This window comes from Pseudomonas sp. P8_229 (assembly GCF_034008635.1).
Taxonomy (GTDB): domain Bacteria; phylum Pseudomonadota; class Gammaproteobacteria; order Pseudomonadales; family Pseudomonadaceae; genus Aquipseudomonas.
This window is the reverse complement of the sequence record NZ_CP125378.1, coordinates 5,876,744-5,894,118: the sequence shown is the minus strand read 5'-3', so window position 1 is coordinate 5,894,118 and position 17,375 is coordinate 5,876,744. Positions and strand designations below refer to the sequence as shown.

13 protein-coding genes and 1 pseudogene are annotated in these 17,375 nt (G+C 58.6%); 13 read left to right on the top strand and 1 reads right to left on the bottom strand.

The window, feature by feature from the left end; genetic code table 11:
- Positions 1-101 precede the first annotated feature (101 nt).
- The 7 genes from QMK55_RS26585 (at position 102) to QMK55_RS26555 (ending at position 7,874) form a co-directional block, all read left to right on the top strand.
- Positions 102-1,028 (top strand): carbohydrate ABC transporter permease, encoded by a 927-nt coding sequence (locus tag QMK55_RS26585; RefSeq protein ID WP_102356201.1) that lies wholly within the window; start codon positions 102-104, stop codon positions 1,026-1,028.
- Positions 1,029-1,036: 8 nt separating this feature from the next.
- On the top strand, positions 1,037-1,867 hold the full coding sequence (locus QMK55_RS26580) for a carbohydrate ABC transporter permease (RefSeq protein WP_034154211.1): 831 nt from the start codon (positions 1,037-1,039) through the stop codon (positions 1,865-1,867).
- A gap of 165 nt (positions 1,868-2,032) precedes the next feature.
- Positions 2,033-3,136: a sn-glycerol-3-phosphate ABC transporter ATP-binding protein UgpC gene (locus QMK55_RS26575; RefSeq protein WP_320328136.1), complete on the top strand. Its 1,104-nt coding sequence runs from the start codon at positions 2,033-2,035 to the stop codon at positions 3,134-3,136.
- A gap of 17 nt (positions 3,137-3,153) precedes the next feature.
- A complete protein-coding gene (locus tag QMK55_RS26570) occupies positions 3,154-4,626 on the top strand; it encodes a mannitol dehydrogenase family protein (protein ID WP_320328135.1) in 1,473 nt (490 codons plus the stop codon).
- A 135-nt stretch (positions 4,627-4,761) separates the two neighbouring features.
- Entirely contained in the window at positions 4,762-6,258 is a 1,497-nt protein-coding gene (gene xylB / locus QMK55_RS26565) for a xylulokinase (protein ID WP_320328134.1), read from the top strand.
- Between the two features lie 13 nt (positions 6,259-6,271).
- Complete coding sequence (locus QMK55_RS26560) at positions 6,272-7,210, top strand: carbohydrate kinase (protein ID WP_320328133.1); 939 nt, start codon at positions 6,272-6,274, stop codon at positions 7,208-7,210.
- Positions 7,211-7,253: 43 nt separating this feature from the next.
- Complete coding sequence (locus QMK55_RS26555; protein WP_102356143.1) at positions 7,254-7,874, top strand: hypothetical protein; 621 nt, start codon at positions 7,254-7,256, stop codon at positions 7,872-7,874.
- A 141-nt stretch (positions 7,875-8,015) separates the two neighbouring features.
- Here the strand turns inward: QMK55_RS26555 and QMK55_RS26550 are convergent, their stop codons facing one another.
- Positions 8,016-9,317: an OprD family porin gene (locus tag QMK55_RS26550; protein ID WP_102356142.1), complete on the bottom strand. Its 1,302-nt coding sequence runs from the start codon at positions 9,315-9,317 to the stop codon at positions 8,016-8,018.
- Between the two features lie 374 nt (positions 9,318-9,691).
- Between QMK55_RS26550 and QMK55_RS26545 the strand changes: the two genes are divergently transcribed.
- The 6 genes and pseudogenes from QMK55_RS26545 (at position 9,692) to QMK55_RS26520 (ending at position 17,353) form a co-directional block, all read left to right on the top strand.
- The gene (locus QMK55_RS26545; protein ID WP_320328132.1) at positions 9,692-11,764 is read left to right on the top strand and encodes a type VI secretion system tip protein VgrG; all 2,073 of its coding nucleotides are present in this window, start codon (positions 9,692-9,694) and stop codon (positions 11,762-11,764) included.
- Positions 11,761-12,609, top strand: a complete 849-nt coding sequence (locus QMK55_RS26540) for a DUF4123 domain-containing protein (RefSeq protein WP_320328131.1) — start codon at positions 11,761-11,763, stop codon at positions 12,607-12,609. The genes QMK55_RS26545 and QMK55_RS26540 overlap by 4 nt, the downstream gene beginning before the upstream one ends.
- 343 nt (positions 12,610-12,952) lie before the next feature.
- Positions 12,953-13,822 (top strand): hypothetical protein, encoded by an 870-nt coding sequence (locus QMK55_RS26535; protein WP_320328130.1) that lies wholly within the window; start codon positions 12,953-12,955, stop codon positions 13,820-13,822.
- 8 nt (positions 13,823-13,830) lie between these two features.
- Entirely contained in the window at positions 13,831-16,056 is a 2,226-nt protein-coding gene (locus tag QMK55_RS26530; protein WP_320328129.1) for a lipase family protein, read from the top strand.
- Between the two features lie 112 nt (positions 16,057-16,168).
- Positions 16,169-16,285: pseudogene (locus QMK55_RS26525) on the top strand (contractile injection system protein, VgrG/Pvc8 family); the annotation flags it as partial.
- Positions 16,286-16,795: 510 nt separating this feature from the next.
- Positions 16,796-17,353 (top strand): hypothetical protein, encoded by a 558-nt coding sequence (locus QMK55_RS26520; protein WP_102356137.1) that lies wholly within the window; start codon positions 16,796-16,798, stop codon positions 17,351-17,353.
- The last annotated feature ends 22 nt before the right edge of the window (positions 17,354-17,375 follow it).

The following is a 17,375-nucleotide window of genomic DNA, read 5'->3' as shown; positions in this document are numbered from 1 at the left end:
TCGTGTCAGCCAATACACATGACACTGACCCACCGCTTTCGCGAGCAAGCCCGCTCCCACAGGGGCTCTCCATAGGTCTGTATGACTCGGTTGTGATTGCCATGAATACTTCAACTGCCAAAGCCCACATCGACCTGTCCCGGCCCCAGCGCAAAAACCGCGTGGCCAATCCCGGCTGGTTTCTGGTCAGCCCTTCGGTGGCCCTGTTGCTGCTGTGGATGATCGTGCCATTGGGCATGACCATTTACTTTTCGATGATTCGCTACAACCTGCTCGATCCGGGTGTGAACGAATTCGTCGGGCTGGAGAACTTCACCTACTTCCTCACCGACTCGGGCTTCCTGCCCGGCGCCACCAATACCCTGTTGCTGGTCGGCAGCGTGCTACTGATCAGCATCGTGTTCGGCGTGCTGATCAGCGCGTTGCTCGAGGCCAGTGAGTTTCTCGGCCGCGGCATCGTGCGGGTGATGCTGATCTCGCCATTCTTCATCATGCCCACCGTGGGAGCGCTGATCTGGAAGAACCTGATTTTCCATCCGGTTTCGGGAATCCTCGCTTACGTCTGGCGGCTGTTCGGCGCCGACCCGGTGGACTGGCTGGCGCACTACCCGCTGCTGTCGATCATCATCATTGTTTCGTGGCAATGGCTGCCCTTCGCGATCCTGATCCTGATGACGGCCATGCAGTCCCTCGATCAGGAACAGAAAGAGGCCGCACGCCTGGACGGTGCTGGGCCGATCGCGATCTTCTGGCACCTGACCCTGCCGCACCTGGCAAGACCGATTGCCGTGGTGGTGATGATCGAAACGATCTTCCTGCTGTCGGTGTTCGCCGAGATTTTCACCACCACCAACGGCGGCCCCGGTTACGCCTCGACCAACCTCGCCTACCTGATCTACAACCAGGCGCTGGTGCAGTTCGACGTCGGCATGGCTTCGGCGGGCGGCTTGATTGCCGTGGTCATCGCCAACATCGCCGCGATCATTCTGGTGCGGATGATCGGCAAAAACCTGACTGACAAAGCCTGAGGCCTGCCATGACTCTTCAACAATCCCGCCGGCTGCAAAGCCTGCTGCTCGGCACCCTGGCCTGGGCCATCGCGATCGTGATTTTCTTCCCGATCTTCTGGATGGTAATGACCAGTTTCAAGACCGAAATCGACGCCTTCGCCACGCCGCCGCAATTCATCTTCACGCCAACGCTGGAAAACTACCTGCACATCAACGAGCGCAGCGACTACTTCAGTTTTGCCTGGAACTCGGTGGTGATCTCGTTCAGCGCTACAGCCCTGTGTCTGCTGATCGCGGTGCCCGCCGCCTACTCGATGGCGTTCTACGAAACCCAGCGCACCAAGGGCACGCTACTGTGGATGCTCTCGACCAAGATGCTGCCGCCAGTGGGCGTGCTGATGCCGATCTACCTGCTGGCCAAGAGTTTCGGTCTGCTCGATACGCGCATCGCGTTGATTGTGATCTACACCCTGATCAACCTGCCGATCGTGGTCTGGATGGTTTACACCTACTTCAAGGACATCCCCAAAGACATCCTCGAAGCCGCCCGCCTCGACGGCGCCACCCTGTGGCAGGAAATGGTCCGCGTGCTGCTGCCGATCGCCAAGGGCGGCCTCGCCTCGACCGTGCTGCTGTCGCTGATCCTGTGCTGGAACGAGGCGTTCTGGTCGCTGAACCTGACCTCGTCGAAAGCCGCGCCACTGACCGCGCTGATCGCCTCGTACTCAAGTCCTGAAGGCTTGTTCTGGGCCAAATTGTCGGCGGTCTCGACCCTGGCCTGTGCGCCGATCCTGATCTTCGGCTGGATCAGCCAGAAACAACTGGTGCGCGGCCTCTCCTTTGGCGCGGTGAAATGAATCTCACCAACTCAACACAATCCCCTGCAGGAGTGAGCCTGCTCGCGATAGCGGAGTGTCATTCAACGGCGATGTCGGCTGACATGGCCCTATCGCGAGCAGGCTCACTCCTACAGAAAAGCCCGTCTGGCTCAAACGAATAACAACATCTGGAGGCCCATCATCATGGCCAACCTGAAAATCAACAATCTGCAAAAAGGCTTCGAAGGTTTCTCCATCATCAAGGGCATCGACCTTGAGGTGAACGACAAGGAATTCGTGGTCTTCGTCGGCCCGTCCGGCTGCGGCAAATCCACCCTGCTGCGGCTGATTGCCGGCCTGGAAGAAGTCAGCGGCGGCACCATCGAACTCGATGGCCGCGACATCACCGAAGTCAGCCCGGCCAAGCGCGATCTGGCGATGGTGTTTCAGACCTACGCGCTGTACCCGCACATGACCGTAAAGAAAAACATGTCGTTCGCCCTCGATCTGGCGGGTGTGCCAAAAGCCGAAGTCGAAAAGAAAGTCGGCGAAGCGGCGCGCATTCTCGAACTCGGGCCGATGCTGGAACGCAAGCCAAAACAACTGTCCGGCGGGCAGCGCCAACGTGTCGCCATCGGCCGGGCGATCGTGCGCAATCCGAAGATTTTCCTGTTCGACGAACCGCTGTCCAACCTCGACGCCGCGCTGCGGGTGCAGATGCGACTGGAGCTGCTGCGCCTGCACAAGGACCTGCAGGCAACCATGATCTACGTGACCCACGATCAGGTCGAAGCAATGACCATGGCTGACAAGGTCGTGGTGCTCAATGGCGGCAAGATCGAGCAGGTCGGCTCGCCGCTGGACCTCTATCACAACCCGGCCAACCTGTTCGTCGCCGGTTTCCTTGGCACACCAAAAATGGGTTTCCTCAAGGGCAGGATCGCCCGGGTCGACGGCCAGAGCTGCGAAGTGTCGCTGGACGCCGGAACGCGCATCACCCTGCCGTTCAACGCCGCCAATCTGAGCGTCGGCAGCGCCGTGACCCTGGGCATTCGCCCGGAGCATCTGGAACTGGCGCGACCGGGCGACTGTACCCTGCAAGTCACCGCCGACGTCAGCGAACGCCTCGGCAGCGACACCTTCTGCCACGTCACCACCAACGCCGGCGAAGCCCTGACCATGCGTGTACGCGGTGACCTCGCGAGCCGCTATGGCGAGCAACTGAACCTGCACCTGGACGCCAGCCATTGCCACCTGTTCGACGCCGACGGCGTGGCGCTGACCCGCCCGCTGCGCGCGGCGGCCTGAATTTCGAGACTTGCCCGATGAAACTGAACAGACACAACCTGCATCGCCTCGCTCCCGAGGTGCAACTGCCGGCCTACAGCCTCAGCGACACCCGCCAGGGCATCGCACACATTGGCGTCGGCGGCTTCCACCGCGCGCATCAGGCGTATTACACCGATGCGCTGATGAACACCGGTCAGGCTCTGGACTGGGCCATTTGCGGTGTCGGCCTGCGCGCTGAAGACCGCCGTGCCCGTGACGATCTCAAAGAGCAGGACTACCTGTTCACCCTGTTCGAACTCGGCGACAGCGATGACACCGAAGTACGGGTGATCGGCGCGATTCGCGACATGCTCCTGGCCGAGGATGGCGCACAGGCGCTGATCGACAAACTCGCCGATCCGCAGATCCGCATCGTCTCGCTGACCATCACCGAGGGCGGTTACTGCATCGATGACAGCAACGGCGAATTCATGGCGCACTTGCCGCAGATCCTGCACGATCTGGCGAACCCGGGCGCACCGACAACCGTGTTCGGCTTTCTCTGCGCAGCGCTGGAAAAGCGCCGCGGCGCAGGCACTCCGGCGTTCACGATCATGTCCTGCGATAACCTGCCGCACAACGGCGCAGTGACCCGCAAGGCACTACTCGCATTCGCGACCCTGCGTGATAAAGGGCTGCGCGACTGGATTGAGCAGAACGTCAGTTTCCCCAACGCCATGGTCGACCGCATCACGCCGATGACCAGCACCGCGCATCGCCTGCAACTGGCCGACAAACACGCGGTGGACGACGCCTGGCCGGTGGTCTGCGAGCCGTTTGTGCAGTGGGTGCTGGAAGACAAATTCGTCAACGGTCGTCCGGCCTGGGAACAGGTCGGCGTGCAGTTCACCGATGACGTTTCGCCTTACGAAGAAATGAAGATCAAACTGCTCAACGGCAGCCACCTGGCCCTGACCTACCTGGGCTTTCTGAAGGGCTATCGCTTCGTCCACGAAACCATGAACGACCCGCTGTTCGTGCGCTACATGCGCGCCTACATGGACCTCGACGTCACCCCGCAACTGGCGCCGGTACCGGGCATTGATCTGACTGATTACAAAGACACGCTGGTGGCGCGATTTTCCAATCAGGCAATCGCCGATCAACTGGAGCGGGTGTGCTCGGACGGCTCGTCGAAGTTTCCCAAGTTCACCATTCCGACGATCAATCGCTTGATTGCCGACGGCCGTGAGACCAAGCGCGCAGCGTTGGTGGCGGCGGCCTGGGCGCTGTATCTGAAGGGGGTGGATGAGAATGGTGATACCTATTCGATTCCCGATCCGCGCGCGGCGTTTTGTCAGGGACTGGTGGCGGATGATGCGTTGACCACCCAGCGTTTGCTGGCGGTTGAGGAGATTTTCGGCACGGCAATTCCACGTTCGGCGGAGTTTGTTGCGGCGTTCGAATGGTGCTGCGACAGTTTGCGCGAGGTGGGTGTGACGCGCACGTTGGAGCGGGTGCTGGCCTGAGTCCAGCGCTGAGACGACTGACGCCTTCGCGAGCAAGCCCGCTCCCACAGAGGAACGCATTTCAAAATGTGGGAGTGAGCCTGCTCGCGAATGGCAGCCTCACATTGGCAGACCTGACACCCTGAGGACCTCACTGTGACAACCCGACAACTCTTCCTCGGCATCGACTGCGGCACCCAGGGCACCAAGGCGATCATCCTCGATGCCGCCAGCGGTCAGGTGCTCGGTCAGGGCGCCGCCACGCACACGATGATCAGCGGCGCCAACGGCCGCCGCGAGCAAGACACCCGGCAGTGGCTGGACGCCTTCGCCCTCGCCACCCGCCGCGCCTTGCTCGCGGCCAATATCGACGGCCAGTCGATCCTTGGCATCGGCGTCTCCGGCCAGCAACACGGCCTGGTACTGCTCGACGACCAGGGCCAGGTGCTGCGCCCGGCCAAGCTGTGGTGCGACACCGAAACCGCTGACGAAAACGACCGTCTGCTCAAACACCTGGGCGGTGAAAAAGGTTCGCTGGAGCGCCTCGGCGTGGTCATCGCGCCGGGCTACACCGTGTCGAAACTGCTGTGGACCAAAGAACAGCACCCGGCACTGTTCTCACGCATCGCACGCATCCTGCTGCCCCACGACTATCTGAACTTCTGGCTCACCGGCCGCGCCTGCAGCGAATACGGAGACGCCTCCGGCACCGGTTATTTCAACGTGCGCAGCCGTCAGTGGGACTTGCAACTGCTGCGCGACATCGACGCCACGGGGCGCCTGCAAGCGGCGTTGCCGGAGCTGGTCGACGCGCATCAGGCGGTCGGCACGCTGCTGCCGGCGATTGCCGAACAGCTCGGCCTCAACCCGAATGCGCTGGTTTCCAGCGGCGGTGGCGACAACATGCTGGGCGCGATCGGCACCGGCAACATTCAGCCGGGAGCGATTACCATGAGCCTCGGCTCCTCCGGCACGGTGTACGCCTACGCCGAGGCGCCGAAGGTCAGCCCGGATGCGTCAGTCGCGACGTTCTGTTCTTCCAGCGGTGGCTGGCTGCCGCTGATCTGCACCATGAACCTGACCAACGCCACCGGGGCGATCCGCGAGCTGTTCGACCTCGATCTGCAACAGTTCAACGACCTCGTCGCCCAGGCGCCCATCGGCGCCGAAGGCGTGAGCATGCTGCCGTTCCTCAATGGTGAACGCGTCCCCGCCCTGCCCCATGCCACCGGCAGCCTGCACGGGCTGACCCTGAGCAACCTGACCCAGGCCAATCTGTGTCGTGCCGCGGTCGAGGGTACGACCTTCGGTTTGCGTTATGGACTGGATCTGTTGCGCCACAATGGTTTACAAAGCCGCAGCATTTGCCTGATCGGCGGCGGCTCGAAAAGTGCGGTGTGGCGGCAGATCGTTGCCGACATCATGAACACCCCGGTGATCTGCACCGAGCAAAGCGAAGCCGCAGCCCTTGGCGCAGCGATTCAGGCAGCGTGGTGCAAGTCATGGTCGAACGGTCACGAAGACAGCCTTTCGACCCTGTGCGAACGCTGCGTGAAGCTCGACCTGAGCAGTGAAACCCTGCCGGTTGCCGCCAATGTCGCGGCGTTCCAGCAGGTCTATGAACGCTATCAACAGCATGTCGCAACCCTATAAAGAGCAAACAATTATGTATTTGGTGTGTGGCGAAGCCCTGTTCGATTTCTTCAGCGAAGACGATGCCAGCGGTCTGGCCTCAAAAGTGAATTTCAAGGCGATTGCCGGCGGCTCGCCGTTCAACGTCGCCGTCGGTTTGCGCCGCTTGGGTGTGGATTCAGCGCTGTTTGCCGGGCTGTCCACGGATTACCTGGGCCGGCGTTTGCAGCAAGTGCTGCGCGAAGAAGGTGTGCGCCCGGACTATCTGCTGGACTTCGCCGCGCCGACCACCCTGGCGATGGTCGCGGTCGGCGCCAATGGTTCGCCGCATTACAGCTTTCGCGGTGAAGGCTGTGCCGATCGCCAGTTGAGCGTTGCGCATCTGCCGGAGCTTGGCGCGGACGTGCGCGGATTGCACATCGGCTCGTTCTCGCTGGTGGTGCAACCGATTGCCGACACCCTGCTGACCCTGGTGCAACGCGAAAGCGGCAAGCGCCTGATCACCCTCGACCCCAACGTGCGCCTCAACCCCGAGCCGAACATCAACCTGTGGCGCGAGCGCGTGGCGACCCTGGTGCAACTGGCCGACATGATCAAGGTCAGCGATGAAGACCTGAGCCTGCTGTATCCCGAGCAAGACCCACAACGGGTCATCGAAGGCTGGCTGCAGCATCGCTGCCAGGTGGTGTTCCTGACCCGTGGCGGTGCAGGCGCGACCGCGTTCAGCCGCGCGCATGGTTCGTGGTCGGTGCCGGCGTGCTCGGTGAAAATCGCCGATACCGTCGGCGCCGGCGATACCTTCCAGGCCGCGTTGATCACCTGGCTGACCGAGCAAGGCCTGGACTCGGTTGAAGGTGTGCAACAACTCAGCCGCGAGCAGATCGACGCAATGCTCAGGTTTGCCGTACAGGCGGCCGCCCTTACGTGCAGCAAGACCGGTCCGGATTTACCCTATCGTCACCAGTTGAACTGAGCGCGTAGACTGTCGCCCTTTTTGCGCGCATGGGGATGACAGTTTGATTTCGGGGCGGACGGCGGGACTTTTGATACTGGCGGGATTACTCAGCGGTTGCGGCACCTCGCCGCCGCGATCGCCTGAAGACATCTGCGAAATCTTCCGCGAGAAAAGCGATTGGTACGACGCCGCGCAAGTCACGCAGAAGCGCTGGGGCGTACCGATCCAGGTGCCCTTCGCGATCATGTATCAGGAGTCCGGCTACCGCTACGACGCCAAGACGCCGCGCAAATACCTGTTGTGGGTGATCCCGTGGGGTCGGGTCACGACGGCGTCGGGATACGCTCAGGCCAAGGATGAAGTCTGGTCCGATTATCAGAAAAGCACCGGCAGACACGGCGCCGACCGCGAAGACTTCGACGATGCCATCGACTTCGTCGGCTGGTACATGGACAAGACCACCTCGATCAACGGCGTGTACAAGTACGACGCCTATAACCAGTACCTCAACTACCACGAGGGCTGGGGCGGTTTCCGCAACAAGACCTACGCCAGCAAGGCCTGGCTGATGCCGACTGCACGCAAGGTACAGGTGCGGTCCGACGTGTATGCGCGGCAGTATGCCGGGTGCAAGGAAGACCTGAATCGGGGCTTCTGGAGCCGGTTCTGGCATTGGTTGTAGCGGTGGCTTTCGGACCCAATCGCGAGCAGGCTCACTCCTACAAAGGGATTTTGGTAGACGCGAATAGCGTGTTCGCCATCGATCCCTGTAGGAGTGAGCCTGCTCGCGATAGCGGTCTCCCAGGCGCCACAATTCTAAGGGTTACAACACCGAAAAGTTGTAACTCACAATCAACCGGGTCTCATCCACATCCCGCGCAAACTTTTCATAGTTGGTGCGGTAAGTCGCATTACGCAGACGCAAGCTGACATCCTTGAACGTGCCCGTCTGGATCACGTACTTCAGCTCGCTGTCGCGTTCCCACTCTTTGCCTTCCTGATCGCTGCCCGGGACCTTGATGTGGTCACCGTTCACATAACGGGTCAGGAAGCTCAGGCCGTTGATGCCGATGGCCTTGAAGTCATAGTCGTAACGCAGCTGCCAGGAACGCTCCTGCGCCGCGGCGAAGTCGTTGACCTGCACGTAGTTGACCAGATACGGATTGCTGCCATCGAGGTACGGCATCGAGTTGTCGCCGTTCATGCGCTGCCAGCCGGCGCTGAAGGTGTGGCCACTGATGCCGTACGAGAGCATGCCGCTCAAGGCGCGGTTGTCGATGGAGCCGGCACGCTCAGCGCCGCTGTCGGCACTCTTGATCAAACGCAGGTCAGCCTTCAATACGCCGTCGCCCAACGGCTGATTGCCCAGCAAACCGATGAAGTGCTGACGGTAAATATCTTCCAGCTCCGCGTAGTGATACTGCGTGGTCAGGCGATCGTTGATCTTGTAGTCCAAGCCGTACATGTCGAAATGATCGGCGGTGGTGTTACAGGCGTAGCGCTTGTTCTTGCAGTGCACGCGGATGTCTTGCGAATCGGTGGAATCGCGCGCGGTGTACTTGTCCAGACGCGCGGCCATGAAGGTCAGATCCTTGACCTCTTTGGAGGTCAGCATGGCGCCGTTGAACATGGTCGGCAGCAAACGACCGTCGTTGTACTTGAGCAGCGGCAGATCCGGCAGCAACGCGCCGTACTTCAGCACCGTGTCCGAGACTTTGACCTTGGCGGTCAGGCCCATTTTCGCGTACTGGCCCTTCGAGCCGCGCGGGTTCTCGCCGCTGGACGGCAGCAAGCCGCTGTTGCTGCGATCAGGGCTGGAATCGAGCTGAAAGCCGAGCATGCCCAGCGCATCGAGACCGAAGCCGACCGTGCCCTCGGTGTAGCCCGATTGCAGATTGAGAATGAAGCCCTGTGCCGACTCTTCACGCTTGGAAGCGCCCTGGTCGCTGGAGGTGTGCCCATCACGGAAATCGCGGTTGAAGTACACCGTGCGCGATTCGATTTTCGCCGTGGTGTCTTCGAGAAAACCACTGGCCTGAGCCTGCGCGGCAAAACCTGCGCACAGCACAACGGCTCCGAAGCCAAACGCCTGGCGCGGGGTGATGAGGGGAAATGGGGGACGCATGAAAAACTCCAACAGTACAGCGTTTGCGCCGGGGCGCAGTTAGCCAGAAAAATAGCTCCCGTCCCGGGTCAAAAACAGCCGGGAAGAAGTGGACACGCAGGGGTGAGGCGCAATGATGGCAGATGGCTTTGACGGGCTGAAGGCGACTTTAGTCTGAAACTGACCGATCATTCTTCAGCGCAGGGCTGGCCCGACCTGCGCGTTCGACACGCGTTCATGACGACGAAGTGCCCGGTTTCATTAGGCGAAATCGCCGACATAAGGGTTTTCCCTATGCCCTGCGGCCCCCGTCCCTACGGCATTTGCGCCTTGAACGAGGCGGTTTAATCCTCCATCATCCGTCACCTGCTTATTCAACGGACGGAATTCAAGGCATGCTGGACGCCAACGCTACCCACATTACCCTTACGCTCGAAGGCGCCTCCGCCGACCTGCAAGTGCTCAGCTTCACCGGTCGCGAAGCCCTCAACGAGCCTTTCCGTTTCGACCTCGAACTGGTCAGCGCCCGCCCCGACCTCAAACTCGAAGAGCTGCTGCACAAGCCCGGCGTGCTGACCTTCGGCGCCACCGGCGAGGGCAAGATTCACGGCCTGGTGTATCGCATCGAGCAAGGCGATTCCGGCAAGACCCTGACCCGTTACAGCATCAGCCTGGTGCCGCAACTGGCCTATCTGCGGCACAATCATGACCAGCAGATTTTCCAGAACCTCACCGTGCCGAAGATCATCGCCCAGGTCCTCGAAGATCGCGGCATTCTGGCCGACGCTTACAGCTTCCAGCTCAACGCCGAGTACCCGCAGCGCGATTACTGTGTGCAGTACGACGAGTCCGACCTGCACTTCATCCAGCGCCTGTGCGAAGAGGAAGGCATTCACTTCCACTTCCAGCACAGCAGCAGCGGGCACAAACTGGTGTTCGGCGACGACCAGACGGTGTTCCGCAAACTCAAGGCCGTGAGCTACCAGCAAGACTCCGGCATGAGCGCCGACAAACCGGTGATCAAGCGTTTCAACCTGCGCCTGGAAACCCGCACCACCCGCGTCAGCCGCCGCGACTACGACTTCGAAAAACCGAAGATCCTGCCCGAAGGCGCGGTCAAATCCGAGTTCGCCCCAGACCTCGAAGACTACGATTACCCCGGTCGCTTCACCACCCGCGAACGCGGCAAATTCCTCTCGACTCGCGCCCTTGAACGTCATCGCAGCGACTACAAACTCGCCGAAGGCAAAGGTGACGAACCGACCCTGACCAGCGGCCACTTCCTGACCCTGGCCGAACACCCGCGCGCTGAATGGAACGACCTGTGGCTGCTGCTGGAAGTCTTTCACGAAGGCAAACAACCGCAAGTGCTGGGCGAGAACGTCACCAGCGACGTTACCGACAACAAAAGCGATTTCCACCAGGGCTACCGCAACAGCTTCCTCGCCACGCCGTGGGATGCGCACTACCGCCCTGCCCTCGAACACCCGAAACCAAAAGTCCTTGGCAGCCAGACCGCGGTCGTCACCGGCCCTAAAGGTGAAGAAATCCACTGCGACCAGTACGGCCGCATCAAAGTCCAGTTCCACTGGGACCGCGACGGCCAAAGCGACGACAAAACCACCTGCTGGCTACGCGTCGCCAGCGGCTGGGCCGGCGCGGCCTACGGCGGCATCGCCATCCCGCGCATCGGCATGGAAGTACTCGTCACCTTCCTCGAAGGCGACCCCGACCAGCCACTCGTCACCGGCTGCCTGTACCACAAGGAAAACGTCGTCCCCTACGACCTGCCGGCGAACAAGACCCGCAGCACCTTCAAGACCCTCAGCTCCCCGGGCGGCAAGGGCTACAACGAGTTCCGCATCGAAGACAAAAAGGGCGTGGAGCAGATCTATATCCATGCCCAGCGCGACTGGGACGAGAACATCGAGCACGACCAGAAGATCCGCGTGGGGAATGAGCGGCATGACACGGTTGAAGCCAACACCCTGAGCGAGTTCAAGGTCGAGGAACACCGGATTACCCATCTGGATCGTGTCAGTGAGATGCGCGCAGATGATCACCTGACGGTGGGCGTGACGCAGCATGTGAAGGTCGGTACGGCGCAGTTTGTCGAGGCTGGGACCGAGATTCACTATCACGCGGGTGAGAAAGTGGTGATCGAGGGTGGCATGGAGCTGACCGCCAAGGCTGGCGGGAGTTTTGTGAAGGTGGATGCCGGTGGGGTGACCATCAGCGGGGCTGAGGTGAAGGTGAATACCGGCGGTGCGCCTGGAGTGGGGACGGGAATCGGGATTCTGGAACCTGTCATCCCGTGGGCCGCAGCGAAAGACAAAGCAGGTGCCCTGCTCGTCCCGGCCGCCGCACAGATGGCCTTGGCCAAAGCCGCTCGCGCTACCGGCGACATACGCTGTCCGATCTGCGAAGCCTGCCGCGAAGGCAACTGCGATCTGGGAGCCACAGCATGAGCGAAGTACTCAACAACTGGCTAGGCGAACAGTCCAGACTCAATCGCGTGCTGATTTTGGCACTGGACAGCCTCGCCGAACCCAACCCGGTCACCTCGCTGTACAGCGCCGGCGTCATGCAACGCTCGGTACAACTTTACCGACGTACCGAGTTCTCAAAATTCGCCGCTATCAGTCCATGGCTGACTGAACTGCAGAACCCGGGCAACGATGCTTTCCGCAAACTACTCGAAGACCCACAGCGCAACTGGGGCTGGATCGGCAGTATGGACAAGGCTGATCTCGACAGTCTTACCCGGCACTGGATTGCCCGTATGGTCATTGATGAAGATGGCGAGCGCTCACTGTTCCGCTTCCAGGACAACCGGGTTCTGGCCCGCTGCCTGGGCAACATGAAAGAAACCGAATGGCCGCTGCTGCTCGGGCCGATCAGCAGCGTGCTGTATTGGGACCAGGACCATTGGAAAAGCGCGGACAACAGTAGGCCTGGAATGTATCCGGTACCGAATCCGGCGCCATGGCTACGCACTCCGGAATCGGGCGAGCAAGCCAGAAGCATCCTGCGAGACAACCTCAAGCGCTGGTTGCTGACCTACCACGTCGATGCGGCTGCCACACTGGCCGAAACCCGAGTTGTCAGTGAGTGGCTTGAGGAGCAATTGGACCTGCTTGAGGCTTGGGACTGGCGCACACCGGAACAGCGAGAAATGATGCTGAGTCATCGTCTGTCCCCAGCTTGCATGACCGATGTTGCGTGGGAGCCGCTTCCCGGAGAAACGTCCCAACTGCACTTTGACCGGTGCCAACGAGTGTTCGTTGATCAGAAAGCAGGCAGCGCGGCTTGAAAATTCAACCTGGGGCTGCGGTCGTGGTGCTGTGGCTGCTCGGCGGCTGCAGTACCTCGCGCCAAGTTGCAGAAGGCAGCGTGAGCTACCACTCCCGCGAGCACTTCCCCCCCATCACTACCGTGCCTGCAAACTTCGGTTTCACCTCCAAAGCTCTTTATTTGTCCAAATCGGGTCAGAACTGCGAGGTCTATAGCTTAGGTTTCGGTAGCAATGTTATACGCCAACAACGGAAGTCCAATACGGTCAAGGTAAAGTCGGCTCCGCAGACAACGTCTACGGAGATACCACTGGCTTCGCAAATGCACAATCCATCCAAACAGTGTTGAGTAGGAAGCCATTAATGGGTAGCAAATACTTTTCAAACAGTGCTCAAGCTGCGTTTTTCCTAGTATTACCGTTGATTGGTGCATGCAGCTTTGCTGGACAGATGGCGAAGGACTCTATTGAGGGTGCAACGAGCTACTACAGCAGAGAGCATTTCACGCTGATCGCCACTGTTCCTGCAAAATTTGGCTTTACTTCAAAAGCTCAGTATTCACCTAAGCAGGGTGAAACCTGTCAAGTATACAGTTCTGGCTTGGGTGGTTCTGTGACCCGTCAACAACAGAAGTCAAATACGATCGACGCGAAAGACATTGAGCAGACGGTGTCTACAGACGTTCCGTTAGAGTTTCACATTGCCGATTGCTCGATGGAGCTAACGAGGGTGAGCTACGAAGTTAATGCCACGTACGGGTCGGACGCTTGGGACCAGGGTTTGGAGATGGCGGGTGGGCTTTCTATCAAGACCGAAAGCACAGACAGTACCGCGACACCCTACCCGGATCTAATCGAGCAAAGAGGCCTCTGTGTTTGGAGCTTTCAGATAAGCACCGCTAAAGCCAAGAAAGATCAGATTGAAAAGTTATTATCGTGTTCTGCCGCAGATCCTGAATGGAAAGTTCCAGAGAGTCGTTTACAGCGTCGCAAACCAGGCGGATCCTTGTCAAAAAAAGCGATTATCGACAAGACGATCCATGTGACATTCAAGCTGTCAAATGATGAAGTACCCAGCTACTTACGCTACTGGGTAAAAGTCCCTAACGGCTGGAAACCTTGTACCGGGAGATGGAATTCTGGAAGGGAAGAGTTATGCACTACACCGCCCCAATTTAGAACTTTCAAACAAGATGGACGTGAGTGCACCGTGTACCCTGGCTGTAATGAATAAGGATTTTTATGCAGAACCAAGAAAAATCAATGCTTTCTGACCAAAGCCGAACTTGCCCATTACGCGGGGGCTGGATCAGCTTTCGCCTAGTAGACGAGTTTGGAGATGCCAAGCCCTATGCAGGCCTGAGTTACGTGTTAACGGACTCGGAAGGTACTAAATATCAAGGCAACTTGGACGGAGAAGCTTTTGCACGATTAACGGGAACCTATAACGGCCCGCTGATATTGACGCTATCCGCCGCTTACGCGGGAGCGGAAAAGTTCTATGTTGATATGTCTGAGCGAATCGACTATCCGTTACCGATAACAGAGCTTCAAGTAGCCGCTGAAAAAACGCTTCGTCGCCCTGTCGGCAGCACCAGCAAGACGGGCGCTTACCGGGCTTCTGCCGAAAAAGGCGAATATCACAAGGTTGAAGTTCGCGATTTCGTTGAGTTCAACAAACACTTGCCACCTGCGGCAGACCTTACAAACCCTCTACCGGCAGGTTGCGCCAAACTCGCCCGAGATTTTGCCGGAGACAAGGTCCCGAGCTTTGGTATAGGTCTGCTTCCAGAGAAACATTACGTTCTCGAAGTACGCGCCTTACGTGCATTCAGACCGCTATTATCATTAGCTCCCAAATTCAGCGCCTTGAATCTTTATCAGTTGTCGCTCCTGGCCACATTGAGCTACGGCGATTTCGGGCAAAAGCCGGAAAAGCTGGAAGCGACGCTGCCGAAGGATTTTTCTTTCACCTATCCCACTCAGGGCACCGTCGGACATGTGCTGAACACCTGCCTGGCCTGCTTCGAAGAACCAACGAAGTATGCGGACTCTAAAAACCCTTCGTTCCCGCTGGTTGAAGATGTGCCCTACTCCAAGCGCCTTGAGATCGTCCCTTTTGACCCAGGTCTTTACCCGCAAAACGACCCCAATGCCGGAGCAGGAATAGAAACACCGTCGAGCGTGCACTTTTTCAACGACGCGAGGCAGGGTCCATCCGATTGGAAAAACACCGATACGCAAGCCTATGCCACACACGATGACCGGATGATTCTAATCGCAGTGAGAGGCACGGCTGAGAATTGGGACAAATGGCGAGACATTGATGCTCAGCAAGTCCCGATTGAAGGGGGAACCGGAAAGGCACACCAAGGTTTTTATGAGTCCTTCATGGCGCTGAAACCATTCATTGATAACTATATTCGCCGTTTCCGCACTAACCAAAAAATCATCGTCTGCGGCCACAGCCTCGGCGGCGCTATTGCCTTATTGCTCTCTGATTGGCTATACCGCGAAATAACCAGCGACGTCATTCTCTATACCTTCGGCTCCCCCCGTGCTGGCGACAAAGAATTCGTCGAGTCGGCAAAAGGGCTGGTTCATCACCGAATCGTTAACCAAAATGACCCTGTACCCAGCGTTCCAGCGGGATGGATGGATACAAAAAAACCGATTTGGATTACCGGTCTCGCTGCAACCGTCTCGGGCGTTCTGACGCCAGCTGCCGGAGGACTGGTGATGGCCGCCGGGATGACACGCTTTGGCGGTAAGCCTTATTGGCACCACGGTGAACAGCGTTATTTCATGCCTGTGCAATTGCCCGGGCGAGTGCTCTCCTCTGTGTTATGGACACCCGGCTGCGAAGGATATGAAGAAGCGGCCATGGCTCGCTGCGTCGCACAGTTGAAAAACAACGATACGCCGGATCGCAAGCAGTTCCTGGTTCAGGCGGCCAACGGCGGCGATCACAAAATGCTCGACGGTTATATTCCGGCATGTTGGGCAACGATACGTCGCTGGCAAGAGACGGAGAAAACCGGCGGCTACATCATCAGTGCGACCGAATCCGACCGGTTAAAACTCGAAGTTGAAACCTACCGTACCCAATTGGAACAGTGGCAGATTGCGGCGGACAAGGAGTTTCCGGGGGGAATGATTGAAAGCCGGCCACAAGATCGCGCGACTGCATTCCAACGCCGCGCAACAATGTCGGATCTTCAGGAACGTCAAAAAGCAATCAGGCAAGCGATCGAGCACAATCAAAAGGAATTGGATGCGCTCAAAGGAACAATCACGACGATTACACGCCTGAGCACCACCACACTGACGCTGGCTGATATTTATGGTGATTGCACTGCACTTCCGGAATTGCAAATCCATATCGATCGCTGGGCTGCGCACAGTGAAAATCAGAAATCTGAGCGTTTGGCACAAATTCCATCAGCGACTATCAGGGCTACGGCTTGATGTAAATAAAGTGATGGCGCCTGATTGCAGGAGGGAGTCTCGTCGGACTCCCGTTCCATCCTGCCACTACAGGCAAGCGTCAACATTTGCTGCCCAAGTCATTGCGAATCGCCGCATCCTCGCCGACGCCTATAGTTTCCAGCTCAACGCCGAGTACCCGCAGCGCGATTACTGCGTGCAGTACGACGAGTCCGACCTGCACTTCATTCAGCGCCTGTGCGAAGAGGAAGAGCACCGGATTACCCATTTGGATCGTGTCAGTGAAATGCGGGCGGATGATCACTTGACGGTGGGCGTGACGCAGCATGTGAAGTGAAGGTCGGTACGGCGCAATTTGTCGAGGCTGGGATTAGTTGACCACTACAGGCCCAACCACAAGGCTGATTGATTTAGAGCGCGAACGCAGCCTTTCAGTTTGAACCTGAAGCCTTGCTACGCTGGTTTGGGGTAAGAACTCAAGTGGAGCATGTATCCGATTCGGATACATGACTTCATACCACGGCCATACGGTAGGTGAGGTTTATCGATCGCTGACGCACAAACCCGGCATCCTGACCTTCGGCGCCACCGGCAAGGCCAGATCCACGGTCTGGTGTACCGCATCGAAGCACATTGAGATTGGAAAATGAATAAACTGGACAAGCTTGTAAAAAATGCGCCAGATGTGTCGTTCGAATTGGCGGACGGAACCTCGGTGGTGAGACCGCCGTGTTCCTTTCGACCACGGCGTGTGCACTGAATGATGCGACTTTTCAAGCGCTGCCTGGCCGGGATAACCCTTACGACACTGTGCTTTCAAGTCTGGGCGACGCCGGTGCCGTTCTCGACGTTGACTCGCTGTGATCTGGCTGCTGACCACCGGATTTCTCTGCTGCGTGGTGATGCGTTCAGCGGCTCGAGTGTTTACAAAGTGCGTGAAGCTCACGGACTCCAGTTCCTGTACGAGGATTCGGATGCCTCTCGCGGTAGTGATGTTCACTGGAAGTGCGTGGCTCTCGATAAGCACTCGAACGCGCTCGTCGTCTCGGGTGAATTCACGTCCAACTACATTCAGGGACTTTTGTTTTACTACGATGCGGCCGAGCGAAAGGTCAACCGGATCAGTTTTGCCGAAAGGAACCGTCCAGGCTGGATATGGCTGAGCACTCAAGGCACACAGGTGATTTTCTTGAACGTCGGCCATGAAAGTTCACACAAGTACCTGCGTTACGGCAAAAACGAGGCTTATCAGGAGACCGATGAGCTTCCGTTTCCAGTGAGCGCTCGTGGTGAAAAGCTCATCAGGCTTAAACTTTAACCGCGTGCACATCCGAGGGTTG